This is a genomic window from Subtercola frigoramans (assembly GCF_016907385.1).
Taxonomy (GTDB): domain Bacteria; phylum Actinomycetota; class Actinomycetes; order Actinomycetales; family Microbacteriaceae; genus Subtercola; species Subtercola frigoramans.
The window spans coordinates 2,925,941-2,946,217 of sequence record NZ_JAFBBU010000001.1 but is presented as its reverse complement, the minus strand read 5'-3'; the positions used below and the strand labels follow the sequence as shown (position 1 = coordinate 2,946,217).

Annotated in this window: 20 protein-coding genes; 15 read left to right on the top strand and 5 right to left on the bottom strand. The window is 63.0% G+C overall.

What is annotated here, in order from left to right; genetic code table 11:
* Positions 1–72 precede the first annotated feature (72 nt).
* The 4 genes from JOE66_RS13810 to fdhA form a co-directional block, all read right to left on the bottom strand.
* Positions 73–510 carry a DUF1801 domain-containing protein gene (locus JOE66_RS13810; RefSeq protein ID WP_205110335.1) on the bottom strand — a complete coding sequence of 146 codons (438 nt, stop codon included), beginning with the start codon at positions 508–510 and terminating at the stop codon, positions 73–75.
* A 41-nt stretch (positions 511–551) separates the two neighbouring features.
* Positions 552–929, bottom strand: a complete 378-nt coding sequence (locus JOE66_RS13805) for a DUF8686 domain-containing protein (protein ID WP_205110333.1) — start codon at positions 927–929, stop codon at positions 552–554.
* Positions 930–944: 15 nt separating this feature from the next.
* Positions 945–1,103, bottom strand: coding sequence for a hypothetical protein (locus JOE66_RS13800; protein WP_205110331.1), 159 nt, complete (start codon positions 1,101–1,103; stop codon positions 945–947).
* A gap of 234 nt (positions 1,104–1,337) precedes the next feature.
* A complete protein-coding gene (fdhA, locus tag JOE66_RS13795; protein WP_205110329.1) occupies positions 1,338–2,552 on the bottom strand; it encodes a formaldehyde dehydrogenase, glutathione-independent in 1,215 nt (404 codons plus the stop codon).
* A gap of 266 nt (positions 2,553–2,818) precedes the next feature.
* Here fdhA and JOE66_RS13790 point away from each other — a divergent pair, with 266 nt between their 5' ends.
* The 9 genes from JOE66_RS13790 (at position 2,819) to JOE66_RS13750 (ending at position 11,147) form a co-directional block, all read left to right on the top strand.
* Positions 2,819–3,226: an ArsR/SmtB family transcription factor gene (locus JOE66_RS13790; protein ID WP_205110327.1), complete on the top strand. Its 408-nt coding sequence runs from the start codon at positions 2,819–2,821 to the stop codon at positions 3,224–3,226.
* 2 nt (positions 3,227–3,228) lie between these two features.
* A complete protein-coding gene (locus tag JOE66_RS13785) occupies positions 3,229–4,212 on the top strand; it encodes an SRPBCC family protein (RefSeq protein WP_205110325.1) in 984 nt (327 codons plus the stop codon).
* Positions 4,213–4,415: 203 nt separating this feature from the next.
* Positions 4,416–4,808: a nuclear transport factor 2 family protein gene (locus tag JOE66_RS13780; RefSeq protein WP_205110323.1), complete on the top strand. Its 393-nt coding sequence runs from the start codon at positions 4,416–4,418 to the stop codon at positions 4,806–4,808.
* A gap of 268 nt (positions 4,809–5,076) precedes the next feature.
* Positions 5,077–6,198, top strand: a complete 1,122-nt coding sequence (locus JOE66_RS13775; protein WP_205110321.1) for a Gfo/Idh/MocA family protein — start codon at positions 5,077–5,079, stop codon at positions 6,196–6,198.
* A 42-nt stretch (positions 6,199–6,240) separates the two neighbouring features.
* A complete protein-coding gene (locus tag JOE66_RS13770) occupies positions 6,241–7,572 on the top strand; it encodes an ABC transporter substrate-binding protein (RefSeq protein ID WP_205110319.1) in 1,332 nt (443 codons plus the stop codon).
* A gap of 39 nt (positions 7,573–7,611) precedes the next feature.
* Positions 7,612–8,598, top strand: coding sequence for a carbohydrate ABC transporter permease (locus JOE66_RS13765; RefSeq protein ID WP_205110317.1), 987 nt, complete (start codon positions 7,612–7,614; stop codon positions 8,596–8,598).
* The gene (locus JOE66_RS13760; protein WP_205110315.1) at positions 8,591–9,430 is read left to right on the top strand and encodes a carbohydrate ABC transporter permease; all 840 of its coding nucleotides are present in this window, start codon (positions 8,591–8,593) and stop codon (positions 9,428–9,430) included. Before JOE66_RS13765 ends, JOE66_RS13760 begins: the two co-directional genes overlap by 8 nt.
* 103 nt (positions 9,431–9,533) lie before the next feature.
* Positions 9,534–10,388 (top strand): patatin-like phospholipase family protein, encoded by an 855-nt coding sequence (locus tag JOE66_RS13755; protein WP_205110313.1) that lies wholly within the window; start codon positions 9,534–9,536, stop codon positions 10,386–10,388.
* Positions 10,389–10,487: 99 nt separating this feature from the next.
* Positions 10,488–11,147 (top strand): hypothetical protein, encoded by a 660-nt coding sequence (locus JOE66_RS13750; RefSeq protein WP_205110311.1) that lies wholly within the window; start codon positions 10,488–10,490, stop codon positions 11,145–11,147.
* A gap of 30 nt (positions 11,148–11,177) precedes the next feature.
* On the opposite strand, the gene JOE66_RS13745 is transcribed toward JOE66_RS13750, so the two are convergent.
* Positions 11,178–11,420, bottom strand: coding sequence for a hypothetical protein (locus JOE66_RS13745; protein WP_205110309.1), 243 nt, complete (start codon positions 11,418–11,420; stop codon positions 11,178–11,180).
* 143 nt (positions 11,421–11,563) lie between these two features.
* On the opposite strand from JOE66_RS13745, the gene JOE66_RS13740 reads away from it, so the two are divergent.
* The 6 genes from JOE66_RS13740 to JOE66_RS13715 all read left to right on the top strand — a co-directional run bounded on the left by JOE66_RS13740 (position 11,564) and on the right by JOE66_RS13715 (position 20,262).
* Positions 11,564–12,601, top strand: a complete 1,038-nt coding sequence (locus JOE66_RS13740; RefSeq protein WP_307827213.1) for a Gfo/Idh/MocA family protein — start codon at positions 11,564–11,566, stop codon at positions 12,599–12,601.
* Between the two features lie 137 nt (positions 12,602–12,738).
* The gene (locus JOE66_RS13735) at positions 12,739–14,268 is read left to right on the top strand and encodes an ABC transporter substrate-binding protein (protein ID WP_205110305.1); all 1,530 of its coding nucleotides are present in this window, start codon (positions 12,739–12,741) and stop codon (positions 14,266–14,268) included.
* A gap of 65 nt (positions 14,269–14,333) precedes the next feature.
* On the top strand, positions 14,334–15,275 hold the full coding sequence (locus JOE66_RS13730) for an ABC transporter permease (protein ID WP_205110303.1): 942 nt from the start codon (positions 14,334–14,336) through the stop codon (positions 15,273–15,275).
* Positions 15,272–17,146 carry a dipeptide/oligopeptide/nickel ABC transporter permease/ATP-binding protein gene (locus tag JOE66_RS13725; protein ID WP_205110301.1) on the top strand — a complete coding sequence of 625 codons (1,875 nt, stop codon included), beginning with the start codon at positions 15,272–15,274 and terminating at the stop codon, positions 17,144–17,146. The genes JOE66_RS13730 and JOE66_RS13725 overlap by 4 nt, the downstream gene beginning before the upstream one ends.
* Positions 17,143–18,009 carry an ATP-binding cassette domain-containing protein gene (locus JOE66_RS13720; protein ID WP_205110299.1) on the top strand — a complete coding sequence of 289 codons (867 nt, stop codon included), beginning with the start codon at positions 17,143–17,145 and terminating at the stop codon, positions 18,007–18,009. Before JOE66_RS13725 ends, JOE66_RS13720 begins: the two co-directional genes overlap by 4 nt.
* Positions 18,010–20,262, top strand: a complete 2,253-nt coding sequence (locus JOE66_RS13715) for a beta-glucosidase family protein (protein ID WP_205110297.1) — start codon at positions 18,010–18,012, stop codon at positions 20,260–20,262. It begins immediately after the preceding gene.
* Positions 20,263–20,277: the final 15 nt, after the last annotated feature.

The window sequence follows — 20,277 nt, the reverse complement described above, 5'->3', positions numbered from 1 at the left end:
TTCGGGCATCGGCTGGCGCGCAAGTGAGCAACGAGCATCCGGGGGCTCGCCACCGACGGGAAGCTCGAGGGCTTACCGTCGCTTGCCGCCAACCCCAGGCACTGAGGTGATCTGTCGCATCCATTCGGCGACCTGGGCCTCGTCGAGGTCGCCCAGACTTTTGAGTTCGACGCCGCGCGTCGCTTTGCCCATACCGACCGGAGTCACGGGCGGCATCGGGTCGAGCAGGGTCGCCCCGTTGAAGAACATGAGCTTGACGTGAGTGGCGAAGGCGCCGGAGCTGAGGCACCAGCCGTCGCCGACCCCGTAGTAGGCCATGCCCCACTTCACGGATCTTTGAAGGTCGGGGAGTGTCTGGGCGGCAATGGTGTCGATCGACTCGGCGATGCTTCGTTGTGGTTGGGGGAGCGTGGCGATGTAGGCAAAGACAGGTTTGTCTCCGACGGCGGCTACACATTCAATCTGAACTGCGCTACCGGATGACCGTTCCCAAGCTGATGGCGGGGGCATGGGCTTGCGCGCTCGGCGGCCGCTTGTGGCAGTGCGCCAGCCTAACCTGAGCGGTTTGAGTCTGAAGCACGCCTCGTGCCCCAGCGATCTATCGCGAGCACGTAGATGGCGAGCCCCGTGACGAGGCCAACGATCACCCAGAGCACGACGAGGTAGTCGATCCAGGAGCCAACCGGAGGCGACCCGGGCAGGAAGGTGCGCAGCGGGATGATGGCGAAGAGCATGGCGCCGATCCAGCTGGTGAGCGTGGCCTCGACCTTGCGGCGGCCGGTGTTGGCCCTCAGCGCAAGAAACAGCACCAGCACGGGGAGCACCGCCATCAACACGAGCAGCACGATTCCGAACGCGACGATGCTCGCGGAACGCCTGGCTGTGATCTCCACTGTCGGCAGCGAGTGCTTGCCTGTCTCCGTGGTCACGCTGGTGCGGGACCTTCATGACGACCCCGGCTGGGATGCCTGGTCAGATGCCGTGACCGGTACGCTGCGGCAATCGGTGCCGCCGTCGTTACCGGGCTTCGGCAGCTGCTGCACTGAGCGGCCGAACGGCGTTGGATGCACTGACGCGCGGCTTGAAGTAATGGTGCCGCTCATGGCACCGATATTCGTGTGACGTCGCTCGACCGGATCATCAGCAGGATGAGGCATCAACCTCAGAACATCACTTTCGCCGACCTCGAAAAAGTGTGTCGGGCCAATTTTGGCGAGCCGCGCCAAGCAGCGACCAGCCATTAGGTATTCCGTATGCGACTGGCCTCGTAGCAATCGACGCACCCTCCTCGCGATGTGTGCCGTCGCACCCCACGGTGCGACGGCACACGTCAGTGCCTACGCGGCGTCGAGGTAGCCGTTCGGGTTGAGGACGTACTTCGTTGCGGCACCGGCATCGAATTCGGCGTACCCCCGCGGAGCATCCTCAAGGGAGATCGCCTTCGCATTCACGTTCTTGCCGATGTGCACCCTTTCGTAGAGGATCGCCATCATGAGCCCTCGGTTGTACTTCATGACGGGGCACTGGCCGGTCGTGAACGACAGGGACTTCGCCCATCCGGTGCCGAGGCTGAGCGACAGTGAGCCCTTCTTGGCCGCCTCGTCGATGCCGCCCGGGTCTCCGGTCACATATAGGCCCGGGATGCCCATGGCCCCGCCAGCCGCAGTGATATCCATCAGCGAATTGAGCACGGTTGCGGGCGCCTCTTCTCCGCCGTGGTGCCCCTTGGCCTCGAAGCCGACGGCGTCGATGCCGCAGTCGACTTCGGGAACCCCGAGGATCTGCTCGATCTGGTCGGCGATCTCGCCGGATGACAGGTCGATCGTCTCGCATCCGAAACTCTTGGCCTGCGCGAGTCGATCGGCGTTCATGTCGCCGACGATGACGGCCGCCGCGCCGAGGAGCATCGCAGAAGTTGCCGCGGCGAGCCCGACGGGGCCCGCGCCAGCGACGTAGACGGTGGAGCCGACACCGACGCCGGCGGTCACGGCACCGTGGAATCCCGTCGGAAAGATGTCGGAGAGCATTGTGAGGTCCATGATCTTCTCGAGGGCCTGGTCGCGGTCGGGAAAGACGAGGAGGTTCCAGTCGGCGTAGGGCACGAGCACGTATTCGGCTTGGCCGCCCACCCAGCCGCCCATGTCGACGTAGCCATACGCGCTGCCCGGCCGGTCGGGATTCACGTTCAGGCAGATGCCCGTCTTTCGCTCCTTGCAGTTGCGACAGCGACCGCACGCGATGTTGAAGGGAACCGAGACGATGTCGCCGACCTTGACGAACTCGACGCCGGGCCCGACTTCGACCACCTCGCCCGTGATCTCGTGCCCCAGCACGAGGTTCGCAGGAGCCGTGGTGCGGCCTCGAACCATGTGCTGGTCCGACCCGCAGATGTTCGTGGCGACGGTACGGATGATCGCCCCATGCGGCACCTTACGACCGATGTTCGCCGGGTTCACTCCCGGCCCGTCTTTCAGCTCGAAGGTGGGGTAGTCGGTATCGATGACCTCGACCTTGCCGGGTTCTTTGTACGCAACTGCTCTGTTCGCTGACACGTGAATCCTCCTTGATTCCAAGGCCCCCGTTGTGGGGGGCCTCCTTCCCCACGGTATGCCTGCCTCTCGCCGATGTCCACGAACAGCGTCAGGAAGCACGGGGCCTCGCTAGGGGCGGTCTTCGCCGTTAGCATGCGGTGACGTTCCCCGACCCCGGTGCACCCCGACCCCGGTGTTATGCACGCCGGGCGCTGGCAAACATGCCGCGTGATCTGACTCGGTGAGCCGCTTGCGCGAACGCTGCAACGCGGCTAACATACAACCAAATGGTTGTAGATACTGAACTCACAGACGAAGAGGTGAACCGCATCTTCCGGGCCCTCGCCGACGCGACGCGGCGCGACATTGTTCGCCGAACGCTCGTCGACGAGGTCTCGGTGTCGCAGCTCGCAGAATCGTACGACATGTCATTTGCGGCCGTGCAGAAGCACGTGGCCGTGCTGGAGGAGGCGAGTCTCGTGACGAAAGAAGCGCGCGGGCGGGAACGGATGGTGCGGGGCGCGCCCGACCGCATCCGCCAGGCGCAGCGCCTGCTCGACCAGTTCGAGCAACTCTGGCGCTCGAGGATCGACCGCCTCGATGCCCTGCTCGGCGAACCTGCCCAGAACGAAGAACCCGTGCGCGAGCATCCGAAGCTCGAAAACAAGAAATCCAATGAGAATGAGAAAGGCTGATCATGCCCGTAACAACCGTCGAGAAAGACCTCGACCAGCTCACCATCACCATCGTCGCCGACTTTGCAGCCCCGCTGCGTCGGCTGTGGGAAGCGTATCTCGACCCTCGCCAGATCGAGCGCTTCTGGGGGCCGCCAACCTACCCCGCCACCTTCCTCCGTCACGACGCCGTGCCGGGCGGCCGCAGCGTCTACAAGATGACCGGGCCGACCGGCGACGAGCACTACGGGTGCTGGGAGTGGGAAGCGCTCACGCCCGACACGTCATTCGAGGTCATCGACTGGTTCGCCGATGCGACCGGCGCTCCGAACACTGAGCTCCCTTCCACCCGCATGACGCTGACCTTCGAGGCGACAGACACCGGCTCGCGAATGACGAGCGTCGCGAGATTCGCCTCAATTGAACAACTCGAACAGCTTGTCGAGATGGGCATGCTCGAGGGCATGCGAGAGGCGATGTCGCAGATCGATGCCGTGCTCGCCGACCTTGCGGCCTTCGCCGCTGAACGGGCTGTGGATGCCCAGCTCCTCAGTGACACGCAGGTGCGCGTTGCCCGGGTCATTCGGGGCCCGATCGACGAGGTCTGGCGCGCGCACACCGACGCCGAGCTGATGAAGCAGTGGCTTCTCGGCCCAGACGGGTGGACCATGCCGGTCTGCGAGATCGCTACGAACGTGGGGGACACATACCGCTATGAGTGGGAGCCCGACGGCGGCGGCCAGGGCTTCGGGTTCACGGGCGAGCTGCTCGAATCCGAAGCGCCGAACCGTGCGGTGACGACCGAGGCGATGATCGGCACCGACTTCCCGGCGACACGCAACGAGCTCACGCTCACGCCCGTGGAGACGGGCACGCTGCTCACGCTCGTCATCACGTACGCGAACCTTGAACAGCGTGACGCCGTTCTCGCGACAGGCATGACCGACGGAATGGAGACGAGTTACGCGCGACTGGAAGGGCTGATCGGCCGCAGCGTGCCCGCCTGACGCAGCGGCCGCGGGGCCCGGCAAGATCGCGAACCCGAACGACATCGTTCGCACCGGCCCCGTGAATGCGCGCGCAGAAAGGGCATTGTCCGCGCAGAGAGTCCGTTGTCACGGAATATCGTCTTTAGCCGGATGAAATCGGGCGTTGAACGTGCGCAGGGCCCAGGGCTACCGTGTGCATGGACCCACTGGAGGAAATGCCGATGCTCACTGCCATCCAGGCCCGCAATCTGGCCACCGTGCAACGCTTCTACCAGGCGGAGCGCGACCGCGACCTGCCTACCTGGGTGAGTCTGTGGCACGAAGACGGGCTTCAGACGTTTCCGACGATCGGGGTCGAGGCGACCGTCTCGGGTATTGCTGATCTCGAGGGTGTGACCCGTGAGAAGTTCGAGACCCGCCCGCCGTATGGAATACGTGCGGAGATAGAGGCACTGGCTGATTCGGACAGGGTTCTTGCTCTGCTCGACCTCGACTTTGCCGGCAGGCCACCGATCACGATCTGGTGCCTCTTCACCTTCGACGAAGCCGGGCGCGTCGTCGAAGTCCAGGAGATGCTTGACCGCGGCTCGATCGAAATCAGTCAAGAGCTCTAACGAGACGCTGTCGAATCCCCGGGCCCGCTCCCTGGGGTTACCAGAATCAGCGCGTTGTGGGGAACCAATTTGCATGTGACGTTCGTCATGCCTCTTGCAGCGGACTTCTGTGCTCGAAAAGCACATTACATGCGTTGAACGGCCCGAGAAGCCCAGTTAGGTTCAGTACGTCGCCGACCACCGGCCTCCACACAAGCACCAGCACGCAACGAAGCGAACGGGAGATCATGCAGTCAGCTCATGCGTTGCTCAACGATCGGAACATCTCATGACCGAATCACAGCAATCGTCCGGCCCCGTGCGTATCGGAGTCATCGGAGCGGGCTCCGTCAGTGACATGTACCTGTCTTCGCTCAGCGCGTATCCCGACGTCGACGTGCAGATCGTGACAGACAGGCACCCCGACCGAGCGGCAGCGCAGGCGGGTAAGTACGGTATTGCACGTCACGGCGTGCCTGAAGAAGCTCTCGATGATCCTGACATCGAAGTGATTCTCAACCTCACGCCTCCGGCGGCGCACACAGCTGTATCGCTGGCTGCCATCTCGAGATCAAAGCACGTCTACAGTGAGAAACCACTCTCGGCAGATGTCGACGGCGGAAGGGCCATCCTTGCGGCCGCTGCTGCGAACAGTGTCGTAATCGGCAGCGCGCCTGACATCACTCTCGGGAGTGAATTCCAGTCTGCTCTCCGGCTCGTTGCTGATGGCGGAATCGGCGACATTGTCTTCGCCCGATGTGAAGCTGTCTTGGCGGGCCCCGAGATCTGGCACCCTCGCCCACAGTTCCTCTATGCTCCCGGCGGCGGTCCGCTGTTCGACATCGGCCCGTACTACCTGACTGCGCTTGTCGCAGCGCTCGGCCCGATCACTGACGTCGTCGGTCGCGGAACACGAAAATCACTCGAGCGCACCATCGGCAGCGGGCCGCTTTCGGGGCAGACATTCCCGGTCGAAGTTCCCTCGCTCACGACCGCGATCCTGGGATTCGCCTCAGGAATCACCGCCCAGCTCCTGCTCACGTTCGACTCTGCCTCCCACCGGGGTGGCCAGATGGAGATCTTCGGTACGACGGCCACCCTGCGCACCCCTGACCCCAATGGCGTCAGTCTGGCCTCTGCACTGCTCGACGCGGGCAGCACGCAATGGCAGGAATTTCCGATCGGCGACGTTCCCGTGGTCATCGGTCCAGGCGTGGTCAACTTCGCCCGCCATCTTCGGGGCGTCGAACCGCTCGTGGTCGACGGCCGTCGAGCTCTTCACGTTCTCGACGTCATGGCTGCTATCGCTACGTCTTCGCACGACGAGGGGCGAGTCGTCACCATCGAGAGCACCTTCCCCCCGTCTCCAGTCCTACCTGCTGGCTGGAGTCCCACCGAAGCGCGGCTCTGACCCGCTGAACCATCCCCCGAAAGTCACTCAAAGGAGAGAGAAATGAAACATCGAATTGCCCGTATTGCCGCAGCTGTGGCGACGCTTGGCGTCGTCGCAGGTGCACTGACCGGATGCACAGGCCAATCCACCTCGAACGAACCGGTCACGCTCAAATGGTGGGCCCCGAACCTGAGCGCCAGCATTGCTGACGACGTCGACTACTACAAGACGCTTGTTGCGCCGTTCACCAAAGACACCGGAATTTCGGTCGATGTGGAGGTGAACGCATGGGGTGACTACTACAACAAGATCCTCGGTGCGATCACCGCAGGAGAAGGCCCCGACCTCATCAGCACGGGGACGACGTGGGTCAGCCCGCTGACCGACTCCGGCGCCTTCGTACAGTTCGACAACTCGACTATGGACAGCATCGGAGGCAGCAGCCAGTTCGTTCCGACCGCGCTCAAGGCCGCTGGCGGAGACAACACAGGCGGCCCGTCCATGATCCCGTGGGTCACCGGAGTCACCCAGATGTGGTACAACAAGAAGCTCTTTGCTGCTGCCGGAATCACCGCTCCGCCGGCATCGTGGAGCGAATTCGTCAGCGACGCGAAGAAGCTGACGCTCGATACGAACGGCGATGGACAGATCGACCAGTGGGGCTTCGGCTACCCGGCGGGATTCGCCCAGGAGTGGGCCCACACCATGTTCGCATTCGGCGAACAGAACAATGCTCCCTTCTTCACCGATGCGGGCAAGGCCAACCTGAATGCTCCGGGGATGGTCGATGCTGCGCAGCAGTTCGTCGACTTGATGAATGTCGACAAGGTGATGTCACCGTCCAACGTGGAAGACGTCTCCTTCAGTCCGACATACCAGAACGTCATCGATGGCAAGGCGGCAATGATCTTCGCTCCGGGCGCCAATGGCGCGTTCGACCAGGCCAAATTCGCTGACTATGGGGTCGCCCAGATTCCGCTGGTCGACAATCTTCCCGGAAAACCGATCACCACGCACATCGCCGGGGTGAACATCGGAGTCTTCGGTGCTACGAAGCACCGTGACGAATCGCTTCAGCTTCTCAAGTTCCTCTCGAGCGAGTCGACCCAGGTAGACGTGGCCGTCAAACTTCCGAACATCCTGCCAGCCAACAGTGCAGCTTTCGGCTCAGACAAGGTCGACAAGAGTGAGGTGTTCACGACGTCTGAGTCCATCCTCAAGAACACCGCCGCGGGCTACCCGCTCAACACGCTCGCCGGGCAAGCGGAAACAGTGATCGGCGACGCGATGAAACAGATCATGAGTAAGGCCGCAACGTCGGGATCCGCATCCCGTGCCGACATCCAGGCGATTCTCGATGCGGCCAACGGACAGCTGGCCGCCTCTCAGTAGGCCCCTTCGTCACTTTCCACTGCGTTCAGAAGGAAGATCATGTCTGTAGCCACATCTCCAAAGCCTCCGGTGGTACGCAAGCCCGACGCGATCGAGCCACCAGCTCCTCCTCGTCGCCGGTCGCGCAGGAACCTCCTGCCCTACCTGCTCGTACTGCCAGCGCTGATCGCGGAGCTGAGCATTCATATCATCCCGATGTTCCTGGGGATCTACACGAGCTTCATCCGGTTGAACCAAGTCTCGATCAGGAACTGGATCGCGGCACCGTTCGTCGGGCTCGAGAACTACATGCGAGGTCTCGACCCGGCGGGCGCAATCGGTTCTCAGTTCTTCGAGACGCTGCTTCGAACGATTGTGTACACGATTCTGGTGGTAGGCCTGTCATGGATGCTGGGCACCGCGGCGGCCTACTACCTGTCGACAAACTTTCGCGGCCGGGCGTTCTTTCGGACGTTCTTTCTCATTCCCTACGCGATTCCCGCTTTCGTCGGTGTGATCGCGTGGGCGTTCATCTTCAACCAACGAGATGGACTCGTCAACTCGGTTCTGGTCGATCAACTGCATATTGTGTCTGACCGCCCGTTCTGGCTCGTCGGGCCGGGAGCGTTCTTCGTCATTGTCGTCGTGTCGGTGTGGAGCCTCTGGCCCTTCGCCTTCCTGCTGCAACTCGCTGCCCTGCAATCGGTTCCCGCAGAGGTACATGAAGCAGCATCGCTCGACGGCGCAGGACGCATGAAGACGTTCTTCCGGGTCACTCTTCCGATGATCCGCGCCTCCAACGTCGTGCTGATTCTCTTGATGTTCCTGGCGTCGTTCAACCAGTTCAATGTGCCGTTCGTGTTGTTCGGCATCTCGTCACCGAAAGAGGCCCAGCTGATTTCGCCTCTGATCTACCAGTTCTCGTTCGGCACGTGGAACTTCGGCCTCGGTGCCGCAGTGAGCACGTTGCTCCTCGTGTTCCTGGTGATCGTCACCATCATCTACGTACGGCTGGTCATGCCGAAGGAGAAAGCCACTCATGCGTGAAACAACGTCATTCCGGGTCGTGCGCTCGATAGTGCTCGCCGTGCTCTTCCTGTTCGCCGCCCTCCCGATCTATGTGATCGTCACGTCGTCGTTCAAGCCATTGCGGGATGTGTCGGGACCGTGGACCTGGCTGCCAGAGCACTTCACGATCGACCCGTACATCACGATGTGGCGCACGATCCCACTGGCGAAATACTTCGCGAACAGCCTCATCGTGTCGGTGACTGCAACGGTTCTGTCTCTGCTCATCGCCATCATCGCGGCCTACGCATTGACCCGACTGAAGTGGCGGGGCCAGCGGTCGTTCAGCCTGCTCGTGCTGTCGACGCAGATGTTCCCGGGAATTCTGTTTCTTCTGCCCCTTTATCTGCTGTTCATCCAGATCCAACGTACGATCGGGCTGCAACTCAATGGCAGTTACCTCGGGCTCATCATCACCTACCTCACGTTCTCGCTTCCCTTTGCCATCTGGATGCTCATGGGATTCTTTGCGGCCATGCCCGAAGAGCTGGAGGAGGCCGCGATGATCGATGGCACGTCGAGGCTCGGTGGCTTCATCCGTGTCATCCTCCCGATCGCGCGCCCCGGAATCGTGGCAGTGGGTGTGTTCGCCTTCATGAATTCCTGGGGCGAGGTGCTCTTCGCATCGGTCCTGACCACCACCGACACCCGAACACTAGCGGTCGGAATGCAAGCCTTCGCCACGAACGTTGAGGTGCGCTGGAACGAGGCCATGGCAGCGTCAATCATCATTTCCCTGCCCGTGTTGATCGCCTTCCTGCTTGTGCAACGCAACATCGTGCAGGGACTTTCGGCCGGAGCTGTGAAATAGAGTGCATTGAGGAGACTCCGGCCAGGGCGGTGACGTCGTGCCGAGCGGCGAAGCCTGTATCTCGAACAAGCCCAATGTCACCAGCTCGACATAACGTCACGGTATGACAAATGGTGCATTGGTTCTTGCTGGCGGCGGTCTCTCGGGGATCGCCTGGGAGACGGGGTTGTTGCTTGGCATCCAGGATGTCGAACCCGAGGCGGCGGCGCGCATCATCGGCGCACCGACGACGCTGATCGGCACCTCGGCCGGCTCGAATGTCGCGGCTCACCTGGCTGCGGGAACATCCCTTCAGTATCTTTTCGACCGGCAACTCGAGGAGAAGAACGCTGAGGTCTTCGTCGAAGTGGACTTCGTCTCGTTCATGGCGAGCATGGCAGATGCTCGGAGCGAGGCGAGCTCGGCCGATGACGCACGCAGGAGAATCGGAGCAATCGCGGTCAACACCGAGACGATCGACCGTGACATTCGGCGTGATGTGATCGAGGCGCGGCTCTCTGGTCTGGCCTGGGCAGACCGAGATCTCCGGATCACTGCTGTCGATGCCGACACAGGGGTCCCGGTCGTCTTCGATCGCACCTCTGGGGTCTCGCTCATCGACGCGGTCGAGGCGAGCTCGGCGGTGCCGGGAGTCTGGCCCGTTGTTCCACTGGCTGGACACCGCTATATCGACGGTGGCGTGCGCGCAATGGCCAACGCTGACCTAGCGGCCGGTTTCGACCCGGTGCTGGTGCTCATCCCGCAGGCTGAGCGTACCCCTGCCGGGTTCTCGATCAGCCCGGCCGAACTCGACGCTCTTACGCCGTCCCGAGCGCACGTTGTCTATGCCGACGTTGCCTCGCTCGCTGCATTTGGTGCCAATCCGCTCGACCCGGGCGTGCGCAGGCCGTCGGCGCTTGCCGGTCGCGATCTCGGTCAGAGCATCGCGGCGGAGATAGCATCGTTCTGGCTCGGGTGACCGGGTGCACGCGCGAATCGCGTATGGCAGCTACTGAGCCGACGACGATAACTGAGCAATACTATGGGTGAATACTTCTATCGCTCAGAATGCGTGCCCATGAACAAGCTTCCGCTCGCCATTGCTTTGGCACTTCTGGCCATTTCGCTCACGGGTTGTGCGGGGAGCACCCCACCGTCTGGCCCTTCGAGCGCAGCTGGAACCATAGTTCCGAGTGTCACGCCGACCGCGCCGAGCGTCTCGGCGAGCGCGGTGCCGGCCGCTTCGACCGTGTCGATCCCGACGGATTGCTCGGTACTGATTGCCTCGACGCCGTTCGTCGACTCCTTTGGGGCCTGGCCACTGAACGACCCCGCAGTTGTCGGCACGCCCGGCGCCCAGTACTCGTTCCCGGCAGGGTCTATTACTCCGACTCCGGCAGCAAGCGGAGCGACCCTCGCCCAGACGTTGTATGCGGCAACGCAGTTGCGGTGTGTCTGGCGCGACCCGACGGCCGACATCACGAATATGGCGATCGAAGTCGCAACGGTCGACCCGACGGTTGCGAACGCGTACCTGAGCAGCTTGCCTGGCAAGGGATATGCCTGCACGTCTGAGGCCTCGGGGGCGTCGTGCCAACTCGTGAGCTCCGACCCGAAGTACAACGTCGAAGTTGTCGACACGGCGTTTCTTCGCGACGACGTCTACATTCACGTGAGCCAGGCGAACGTTGCAACGCCCGGGCTGCTCGCTGCGCTCACGGCGAAGATCTGGGGCTGAGTGTCACGCTGGCAGTTCCCGATTACGCACTCAGGTGGGGTGGACGCGCACGACAGATTGGTTTTGCAGGAGGGCTGCGAGTACATCACCCAGCGGATCGCTGAGTTCATTCACTCTTGCTGACGACAGGGGTTCCAGCCCTGACGATGATCGCAGCAGCACGACGCCCAGACTCGTTGCGAGCGCGATCTGCGCGCGCAACAGAAGGTGTTCGCGGCTTGCGTCATCGGCCCCGACCGGCCAGACGAGGCCGATGAGGTGCTCCTGAAGCACAGTGACAGCGCTGAGGATGCCCGTTAGGGGTCGATTCCGATTGCACCTGTGACCGGAGAACGCCTTATATTCGGCTGAGTACGTGCCGAGCAGACCTGCTGTGGCTCACGATCGATCACGAGGCCGAACAGATGATTCCTTCCGTGTTTCCCGAACCTGCGGCCTTTCTCCCCGGGTCTGGTGAGCCGACACTTCGTTGGGGCATCATCGCACCGGGTGGAATTGCGGCCGCTTTCGCCCAATCTGTGCAGCAGCACTCGAACCAGACGATCGCGGGAGTCGCCTCGCGTTCGCGCAGCAGAGCCGATGAATTCGCGGCCAAGTTCGGCATCGATCGCGTCTACGCGTCGTACGAGGAGCTGGTGGATTCTCCGGAGATCGACGTCGTGTATGTGGCTGCACCGGTGGCCATGCATGTGGAGCTCGGTCTCCTCGCCATTGCGGCGGGAAAGCATGTGCTGGTCGAGAAGCCCCTGGCTCCGAGTGCCGCAGACGCACGTAGGCTCGTGGCGGCTGCGCGGCAGCAGGGCATCCTGCTCATGGAAGGTATGTGGAGCCGGTACCTGCCGCAGGCGTCAGTCATCAGGATGCTCGTCGACGATGGTGTGCTCGGGGAACCACGCGGGGTGTTGGCGGAGTCCTGCCAGGCGATCCCGTACGATTCCGAGCATCGCCTCTATCGCCCCGAACTGGGCGGAGGAGCGCTGCTCGATCTCGGGATCTACCCGATTCAGCTGGATTCGATGATCCTCGGGGCTCCCACTTCTGTGCGGGCAATCGGTGGATTGACGCAGAGTGGGGTCGACGCGTATTCGACGGTTGTGCTCGGCCACGGGGCCGACGCACAATCGACTCTGATCAGTTCGATCATCGCCCGCACCGACTCGTCGGCCTCGATTCGAGGGTCGGAGGCCCGGATCGAGATGGCTGGCCCGCACCACACGCCGACGTCGTTGACGCTGCGAGACAACGAGGTGCATGGGCCGCGACTGACCTGGACCGACAGCTCGGGCCTGACGTTCTACCAAGCGCTCTCGTGGGAGGCGACAGCGCTTGCGACCTTCGTGGGGGAGGGCCGCACCGAGTCGCCGCTTCACTCCTTGGACGAGACCGTGCAGATCTTGGAGACCCTCGATGAGGCCCGCTCGCAGCTCCATTTCGCCAGCGGATCAACCCGCTAGAAACGACACCCATTCGGGCTACAACCGGAATCATTCCCAATCTGTATAGATCGCGTCCTCCAAAACCTACAGTCATGCTTGTTTTCGTGTTAGCGTGGCGAATCGACGCAGTGAAGCGTCCTGAAGGAGGACAAAGAATGTTCCGTAGGAAGGTCACAGCAGCCCTCGCCTTGGCAGCTGTTCTAGCGCTCAGTGCGTGCTCTGGGTCACCAACAACAAGCGACAGCAGCGGCGCCACCGGAGGCACCCTCACGCTCGTCGCAACGGTCGCGCCGAAGACGCTGGATGCATCCGGTGCCGAGTGGGCGAACCAGACCCCGTATTTCCAGGCGGCATACGACACGCTTCTGCTGGCCGATGCAGACGGCACGATCAAGCCGTTCCTTGCCAGCGCCTGGCAGTACAACGATGCGAACACCGCGCTGACGCTCACTCTGCGCAACGACGTGAAGTTCTCCGACGGCTCGGCCCTCACGTCTGAGGTCGTGAAGACGAATCTCGAACGATTCAAGGCCGGCACATCATCCACTGCTTCGGCACTGCGGAACGTCGCCTCTATCGACACTCCTGATGCTCAGACCGTCGTGATCAATCTCACCGACCCGGACCCGGCCCTGGTGACGTACCTCACGAGGGAGGCCGGCCTCATCGCGAGCGGACAGGCGATCGCGGCCGATGCGGCAGCACTTGCCACAGACCCGATCGGATCAGGGCCTTACATCATGGACACCGCATCCACGGTGATCGGCACGAGCTACGTGTACACGAAGAACCCGAACTACTGGGATCCCGCCATCCAGCATTATGACAAGGTAGTCGTCAACACAGTGGCCGACCAGACCGCTGCGCTGAACATCATCAAATCCGGCGAGGCGAACGGTGTGCGCCTGGCGTCGAACCTCAACCTCGCCGAGGTGCAGGCGTCAGGCTGGACCGTCAACGCTGGAGAGATCAACGTCGGGGGTCTTCTGCTCTTCGATCGTGCCGGAACGATGGTTCCTGCGCTCGGAGACGTTCGGGTCCGCCAGGCGATCAACTACGCTCTCGACCGGCCAGGTCTTCTGCAGGCATTGCAGAAGGGTGCCGGCACGGTCACCGAGCAGGTGTTCCCCTCGCGATCAACCGCCTTCGATTCCGCGCTAGACAGCACGTATTCCTACGACCCGGCTAAGGCGAAGCAGCTTCTCTCTACAGCGGGCTACGCCAGCGGGTTCACGCTCAACCTGCCCACCAGCCCCTCTATTCCGCCAGCGGCATACACCCTGCTCCAGCAGTTGTTCAGTGATGTCGGCATCACCGTCAACTACACCGATGCCGGGAACAACTACATCGCTGATCTGGTCGCGGCGAAGTACCCGGCCGGGTACATCAATCTCGAGCAGGGCGGAGACTGGCAGGTCGCACAGTTCATGATCTCGCCGACCGCGACCTGGAATCCGTTCCACTACCAGGATGCGACGGTCGATGGGTACCTGAAGTCCATGCAGTTCGGCACGCAGACCGAGAGAGACCAAGCCGCAACCGAACTCAACAAGTACATCGTCGACCAGGCCTGGTTCGCGCCGTTCTTCCGGCCGCAGAACAGCATCGCCACCGATGCCCACACCACCGTGAAGATGCTCCCAACGAACGTCTATCCGAACCTGTACGACTTCCAGCAGAAGTAGGCAGAAACACATATTGTCCGGTCCGCCCTACAGGCGGACCGGACCCCTGAAAGTCGGACGGATCGATGCTCACATTTCTCATCAGACGTATCGCGGCCGGAATCGTGCTCCTGTTCGCGGTCTCGTTCGTTGCCTTCTCCCTGCTCTATCTCGGTGCCGGAGACATCGCGCGTCGGATTCTAGGGGAGAATGCCGCCGCAGACACGGTCGCACTGAAGGCCCACCAGCTGGGGCTGGACAGGCCGTTCATCGTGCAGTACTTCGACTGGCTCGGCGGTGCGCTGACCGGCCAGCTGGGTAAGTCGTGGTTCACCAGCCAATCCGTGTCGATCGACATCGCAACCCGCCTCCCGGTGACCTTGTCCATCGTCATCGGCGCCGTCCTGCTCGCGGCAATCGTCTCGGTGCTTCTCGGAGTCCTTGCGGCCAGGAAGGGCGGGTGGATCGACTCGGTCGTGCAGGTTGTCTCAGTGATCGGCTACGCGATCCCGAACTTCGTCGTGGCGCTCGTTCTCGTTCTGGTCTTCGCGATCAACCTCGGTTGGTTCAAAGCCACCGGGTTCGTGCCGTTGACGGTGTCGTTCCCGGCGTGGATCGCCTCGGTGACGCTACCGATGATCGCTCTGTCGCTCGGTGCGATCGCCACGGTCTCCCAGCAGATCCGTGGCTCGGTCATCGACGCCCTGTCCCGTGATTACGTTCGTACCCTTCGAAGCCGCGGTCTCTCGTCGAATCGCGTCGTCTACCGCCACGTTCTGAGAAATGCCGGAGGACCTGCTTTGGCCGTGCTCTCTGTGCAATTCGTCGGGATGCTCGGCGGCGCTGTGGTCATCGAGCAGATCTTCGCCCTGCCAGGGATCGGCCAGCTCACCGTTCAGGCGGCCATGCAGAGCGACACCCCAGTCGTCATGGGAGTCGTGATCGTCACCGCCATCATCGTGATCATCGTGAACCTGCTCATCGACATCGCCCAGGCAGGCCTCAACCCGAAGGTGAGACTCTCATGACCGCCGTTCCGCTCCCCACAGTCGCTCCGAGCCAGGTCGCCAACGCCACACTGCTTCGTCGCGTCGTCCGTCGCCCCGTCGGAATTGCGACGATCGCGTTTCTCTCGCTCATCGGCCTCGTCGCGATCTTCGGCCGCTTCATTGCTCCGCTCGACGCCAACAAGGCCTCCTTACAGCTCATCCTCGCTCCACCGAGTGCAGACCACCTGCTCGGCGCTGACAGTTCTGGCCGGGACGTCTTCTCGCGCTTGCTCGTCGCCACCCAGACCAGCATCGCTGCGGCGCTCGTGGCACTGATCACCGCCCTGCTGATCGGAGTGATCGCGGGTCTGCTCGCCAGCTACTACCGTGGTTGGTTCGACCTTGTGGCTTCGTGGCTGACGTCCCTGGTCATGGCGCTCCCCGGCATCATGGTGCTCCTCGCGGCACGGGCAGTCTTCGGCCCGACGATCTGGCTCGCGATGGTCATCTTCGGAATTCTGCTCGCGCCGGCATTCTTCCGGCTCGTCTACGCTGCGGTGGGTGCGGTTCGCGGGGAACTCTACGTCGACGCCGCCCGAGTGGCCGGCCTGTCCGACCTGCGCATCATCGGGCGGCACATCCTGTCGGTGGTGCGCGCTCCCATCCTGATTCAATCGGCAGTCGTCATGAGCATCGCGATCGCCATCCAGTCGGGGCTGGAGTTCCTCGGTCTGGGCGATCTGAGTGTGCCGACCTGGGGTGGCATGCTCAACGACGCCTTCTCGAACATGTACAGCGCGCCGTGGCTGATGGTCTGGCCGATCGCGGCAATCGCACTCACGTGCATCGCTCTGACCCTGTTTTCCAACTTGCTGCGTGACGAGTTGCAGAGAGTGCCTATTGTGCGACGCCTCCGCAAGCGTGCCGTGCTCACTGCGACCGGGTCCATCGCTGCTGTCACGACGAGCATGTCGACGCGGGGCACCGACGACGATTTCGAACAGTTCGGTGTCGTGCCGCGTGTTGCCCCCGCCATCGTCCACGACGACGACGCTCATTCCCGACGAGAAGCGTCACAGCCTATTCTCTCGGTCAGCAAGCTCACGGTGTCGTACGACCAACCGGCCGGCGGATCGGTGGAGGTCGTGCACGGTGTCAGTCTCGACATCCGTCCCGGTGAAGTCCACGGACTCGTTGGCGAATCCGGATCGGGGAAGACCCAGACGGCCTTCGCCGTGCTTGGACTGCTGCCTCCGGGTGGCCATATCTCCGGGGGGACTGTGATCTTCGACGGCGCAGAAGTGCAGTCCGCGTCGGAACGCACCCTCCAGCGACTCCGGGGCAAGCGTATCGGCTACGTTCCCCAGGAACCCATGTCGAATCTCGATGCTTCGGTGACCATCGGGTCCCAACTGGTCGAACCGCTCAGGAAGACGCTCGGGCTGAGCCGGTCTGCGGCAACCGCCCGGTCGCTCGATCTTCTTTCGCGTGTCGGCATCCCCGACCCGCGGAAGACCTTCGACTCCTATCCCTTCGAGATTTCAGGCGGGATGGCCCAGCGCGTACTTATCGCCGGGGCAGTCTCGCTCGAACCCGACCTCATCATCGCTGACGAACCGACGACGGCGCTGGATGTGACGGTGCAGGCGGAGGTACTGGATCTACTGCGTGATCTTCAACGAGAACAAGGCATGGCGATGCTTCTCGTCACCCACAACTTCGGTGTCGTGGCGGATCTCTGCGACAGGGTCACCGTCATGAAGGAGGGATACTTCGTGGAGCAGGGCCCTGTGCGTGTGATCCTCAAGAGCCCCGCGCATCCGTACACCCAATCCCTTCTGAACGCGATTCTGGAGGATGGCCCAGCCCGCCCTCCGTATGCGGAACCTCGCAAAGGTGTCACACGATGAATACACTCCTCGCCGTCAACGACCTGCACGTCAGCTATCCCGGCAAAGGGTTCCGTGCGAAGCCCTTCCACGCCCTGAAGGGGGTCTCCCTCGACATTCGACCCGGGGAGACGCTGGGTGTGGTCGGCGAATCCGGCTCAGGAAAGAGCACCCTGGGACGAGCGGTGCTCGGCCTGGCTCCCGTCTCGGGAGGAAGCATCGCGTTCGAAGGCAGAGACATCAGCCACCTCGGCAAGAAGGCGCGTCGCTCGCTTGCCGCGGACATCCAGGTCGTCTTCCAGGACCCGTACTCGTCGCTGAATCCGTCGATGAACATCGAGGCGATCCTCGGCGAACCTCTGTCGGCGCGCGGCGCCACGCGACGCGAGGCATCGGCCAGGGTCAAGGACTTGCTCGATCGTGTGGGGCTGCCCTCCGACGCGCGAACGAGGCTTCCCCGGGAATTCTCCGGCGGCCAACGACAGAGAATAGCCATCGCTCGCGCGTTGGCACTCGAACCGAAGCTCATCGTCTGCGACGAGCCAGTCTCGGCGCTCGATCTCTCGACCCAGGCGCGCGTACTCGATCTCTTCATCGAAATCCAGGAACGCACGGGAGTCGCCTACCTCTTCATCTCGCACGACCTCTCGGTGGTAAGGCACGTCAGCCACCGCGTGGCCGTCGTCTACCGGGGCGAGATCGTCGAGAACGGCGAAGGCGACCAGGTGACCTCGCATCCACATCACCCGTACACCCAACGCCTCTTCCTCGCCGCTCCTGTTCCAGACCCTGATGCCCAGCTCGAACGTCGCCAAGCGCGGGTGCAACTGATGCGCGAACAGAGCGATGCGCAGGGTGCCACACGCCCAGGCGGGGGTGCCTGAATGTCGAAGGGTGAACCTGCACACCGACCCCTCCCGTCGGTGGAACAACTGACGAGTCTCACGACGGGGGTCGACTACTGGACCTCAGCCGCTCTGCCCTCGCACCGGGTGCGGTCGCTCCGCATGGCCGACGGCCCGCATGGCCTGCGGGTGCAGGACGACGCGAACCCTGATCATCTCGGGCTGGAGCGGAGCGCCCCAGCAACGTGCTTCCCTCCCGCGGTCACGGTCGCCTCCTCCTGGGACACCGGCCTGATCCGCGAGATCGGGCGTGCGCTGGGGCGCGAGGCCAAAGCCGCGGGCGTCGACGTGGTGCTCGGCCCGGGTCTCAACATCAAGCGGAGCCCCTTGTGCGGCAGGAACTTCGAGTATTACTCCGAAGACCCTCTCCTGGCTGGGGTCCTCGCGGCTGCAGCGGTGAACGGGCTGCAGTCGGCCGCTGTGGCGGCCTGTGCGAAGCACTTCGCTGCGAACAACCAGGAGACTGACCGCATGCGCGTCAGCGCGGAGATCGACCAGAGCGCAATCAGGGAGATCTACCTCCGCGCATTCCAGATCATGCTCCGGGAGTCGACACCGTGGAGCATCATGTCTGCCTACAACAAGATCAACGGCGTCTACGCTTCGGAGAACCACTGGCTCCTCACCGAGGTCCTGCGCTCCGAGTGGGGCTACGAGGGCGTCGTCATCTCGGATTGGGGTGCCGTTCACGACCCCGTCGAGGCCGTGAATGCCGGGCTCGACCTCCGGATGCCGGGCCAGCCCTCCGACGCCAGAGTCCCCGAAGCTGCTGCATCCGGAACCGTGAGCAGAAGTCGTCTCGACGACGTTGCCGCGAGGCTCCGACGACTCGGCGAACTGACGGCACCCCCAGTCGACGGGCCCGGGATCGACTACGACGAACATCACCGGCTCGTTCACCGTGCCGCGATCGATTCTGCTGTGCTGCTGAAGAACGACGGCATCCTGCCGTTGGACGACAGCGTGGTCCAGAATGTCGCCGTCATCGGTGAGCTGGCCCGGTCACCCCGTTATCAAGGCGCGGGCAGCTCGCGTGTGAATGCCATCAGCGTGACAACCGGCCTCCAGGCGCTGGCATCGCGCATCGAGGCCGCTGGTGGCACTGTGACGTTCGCAGCTGGCTACCCGCTTGATTCCGATGAGCCGGATGCCCGGCTCATCGCCGATGCCGTCGAAACCGCGCGCCAGGCCGACGTAACCCTGGTGTTTCTCGGGCTTCCGGATGCGCACGAATCCGAAGGGCAGGACCGAACGTCCATCGAGCTCCCGATTGTTCAGCTGGAGCTCCTGGATGCGCTGGCAGGTCTCGAGCTGCCCCTGGTCGTGATTCTCAGCAATGGGGCCGTCGTGACGACCGCTTCGTGGAAGGGTGACGTCTCGGCGATCCTCGAAATGTGGCTCACTGGCCAGGCTCACGGCGAAGCAGTTGCAGATGTGCTCTTCGGGGCAGAGCCGGGTGGGCGCCTGGCCGAGACCATTCCTGTACGGCTCTCGGACACACCCGCGTACCTGAGTTTCCCGGGCGAAGAGAGTGTCGTCGTCTACGGCGAGAGCACGTTTGTGGGCTATCGCTATTACGACGCGCGTTCGATTCCGGTCGATCATCCGTTCGGTTTTGGCCTCTCGTACACGACGTTCCGGCACGACGCACACGACATTCGGGTGCATCCAGTCGACGACCCGATCGCCTTCACGGTCGACGTGACGGTGACGAACCTGGGCAAGCGGATCGGGTCGGAAGTTGTCCAGGTCTACGCGGGCGGTCGTGGCGTCGCAGGCGCTGCTTCGCACGAGCTCAAAGGTTGGGCCAAGGTGCAGCTGCAGCCTGGAGCGCAGGAGGTCGTGCACATCCAGGTGCAACGTGATGACGTCTCCCGGTGGAGCAGGGCCCTGCAGCGACGGGTCCCGCTCGTGGGGCAGCTGGCGATCTTCGTCGGATCGAATTCGAGAGACCTGCCGTTCTCTGCTCGTGTCGACTTGCCGGGGGTGGCCGAACGAATTCCCCTGAACGGACTCTCGACACTCGGCGAGTTCACCAGTCACCCGAGTGTGGGCCCCCTGTTGGACGAACTCGTTCAGTCACGGGGCGGCTACGGTTCCCGCATCGGGGACTTGCTCACAGAGGAGGCCGGGCGGGTGAACGTTCTCGCCATTCCCATTTCGACGCTGGTCGATCTGCCCGGAGTTCCCTACGCGGCCGACGACGTGGAGCAGCTCCTCAGCGCGCAGTGATGCCTGGAAAGGCCG

What these genes read in the sequence shown, in the direction of transcription:
- JOE66_RS13785 (WP_205110325.1), top strand. Translation starts at nt 3,229, where the DNA reads ATGCCCGTAACAACCGTCGAGAAAGACCTCGACCAGCTCACCATCACC.
- JOE66_RS13765 (WP_205110317.1), top strand. Translation starts at nt 7,612, where the DNA reads ATGTCTGTAGCCACATCTCCAAAGCCTCCGGTGGTACGCAAGCCCGAC.
- JOE66_RS13715 (WP_205110297.1), top strand. Translation starts at nt 18,010, where the DNA reads ATGTCGAAGGGTGAACCTGCACACCGACCCCTCCCGTCGGTGGAACAA.
- JOE66_RS13725 (WP_205110301.1), top strand. Translation starts at nt 15,272, where the DNA reads ATGACCGCCGTTCCGCTCCCCACAGTCGCTCCGAGCCAGGTCGCCAAC.
- JOE66_RS13750 (WP_205110311.1), top strand. Translation starts at nt 10,488, where the DNA reads ATGAACAAGCTTCCGCTCGCCATTGCTTTGGCACTTCTGGCCATTTCG.
- JOE66_RS13790 (WP_205110327.1), top strand. Translation starts at nt 2,819, where the DNA reads ATGGTTGTAGATACTGAACTCACAGACGAAGAGGTGAACCGCATCTTC.
- JOE66_RS13810 (WP_205110335.1), bottom strand. Translation starts at nt 510, where the DNA reads ATGCCCCCGCCATCAGCTTGGGAACGGTCATCCGGTAGCGCAGTTCAG.
- JOE66_RS13780 (WP_205110323.1), top strand. Translation starts at nt 4,416, where the DNA reads ATGCTCACTGCCATCCAGGCCCGCAATCTGGCCACCGTGCAACGCTTC.
- JOE66_RS13735 (WP_205110305.1), top strand. Translation starts at nt 12,739, where the DNA reads ATGTTCCGTAGGAAGGTCACAGCAGCCCTCGCCTTGGCAGCTGTTCTA.
- JOE66_RS13760 (WP_205110315.1), top strand. Translation starts at nt 8,591, where the DNA reads ATGCGTGAAACAACGTCATTCCGGGTCGTGCGCTCGATAGTGCTCGCC.
- JOE66_RS13755 (WP_205110313.1), top strand. Translation starts at nt 9,534, where the DNA reads ATGACAAATGGTGCATTGGTTCTTGCTGGCGGCGGTCTCTCGGGGATC.
- JOE66_RS13800 (WP_205110331.1), bottom strand. Translation starts at nt 1,103, where the DNA reads ATGAGCGGCACCATTACTTCAAGCCGCGCGTCAGTGCATCCAACGCCG.
- JOE66_RS13730 (WP_205110303.1), top strand. Translation starts at nt 14,334, where the DNA reads ATGCTCACATTTCTCATCAGACGTATCGCGGCCGGAATCGTGCTCCTG.
- JOE66_RS13720 (WP_205110299.1), top strand. Translation starts at nt 17,143, where the DNA reads ATGAATACACTCCTCGCCGTCAACGACCTGCACGTCAGCTATCCCGGC.
- JOE66_RS13770 (WP_205110319.1), top strand. Translation starts at nt 6,241, where the DNA reads ATGAAACATCGAATTGCCCGTATTGCCGCAGCTGTGGCGACGCTTGGC.
- JOE66_RS13775 (WP_205110321.1), top strand. Translation starts at nt 5,077, where the DNA reads ATGACCGAATCACAGCAATCGTCCGGCCCCGTGCGTATCGGAGTCATC.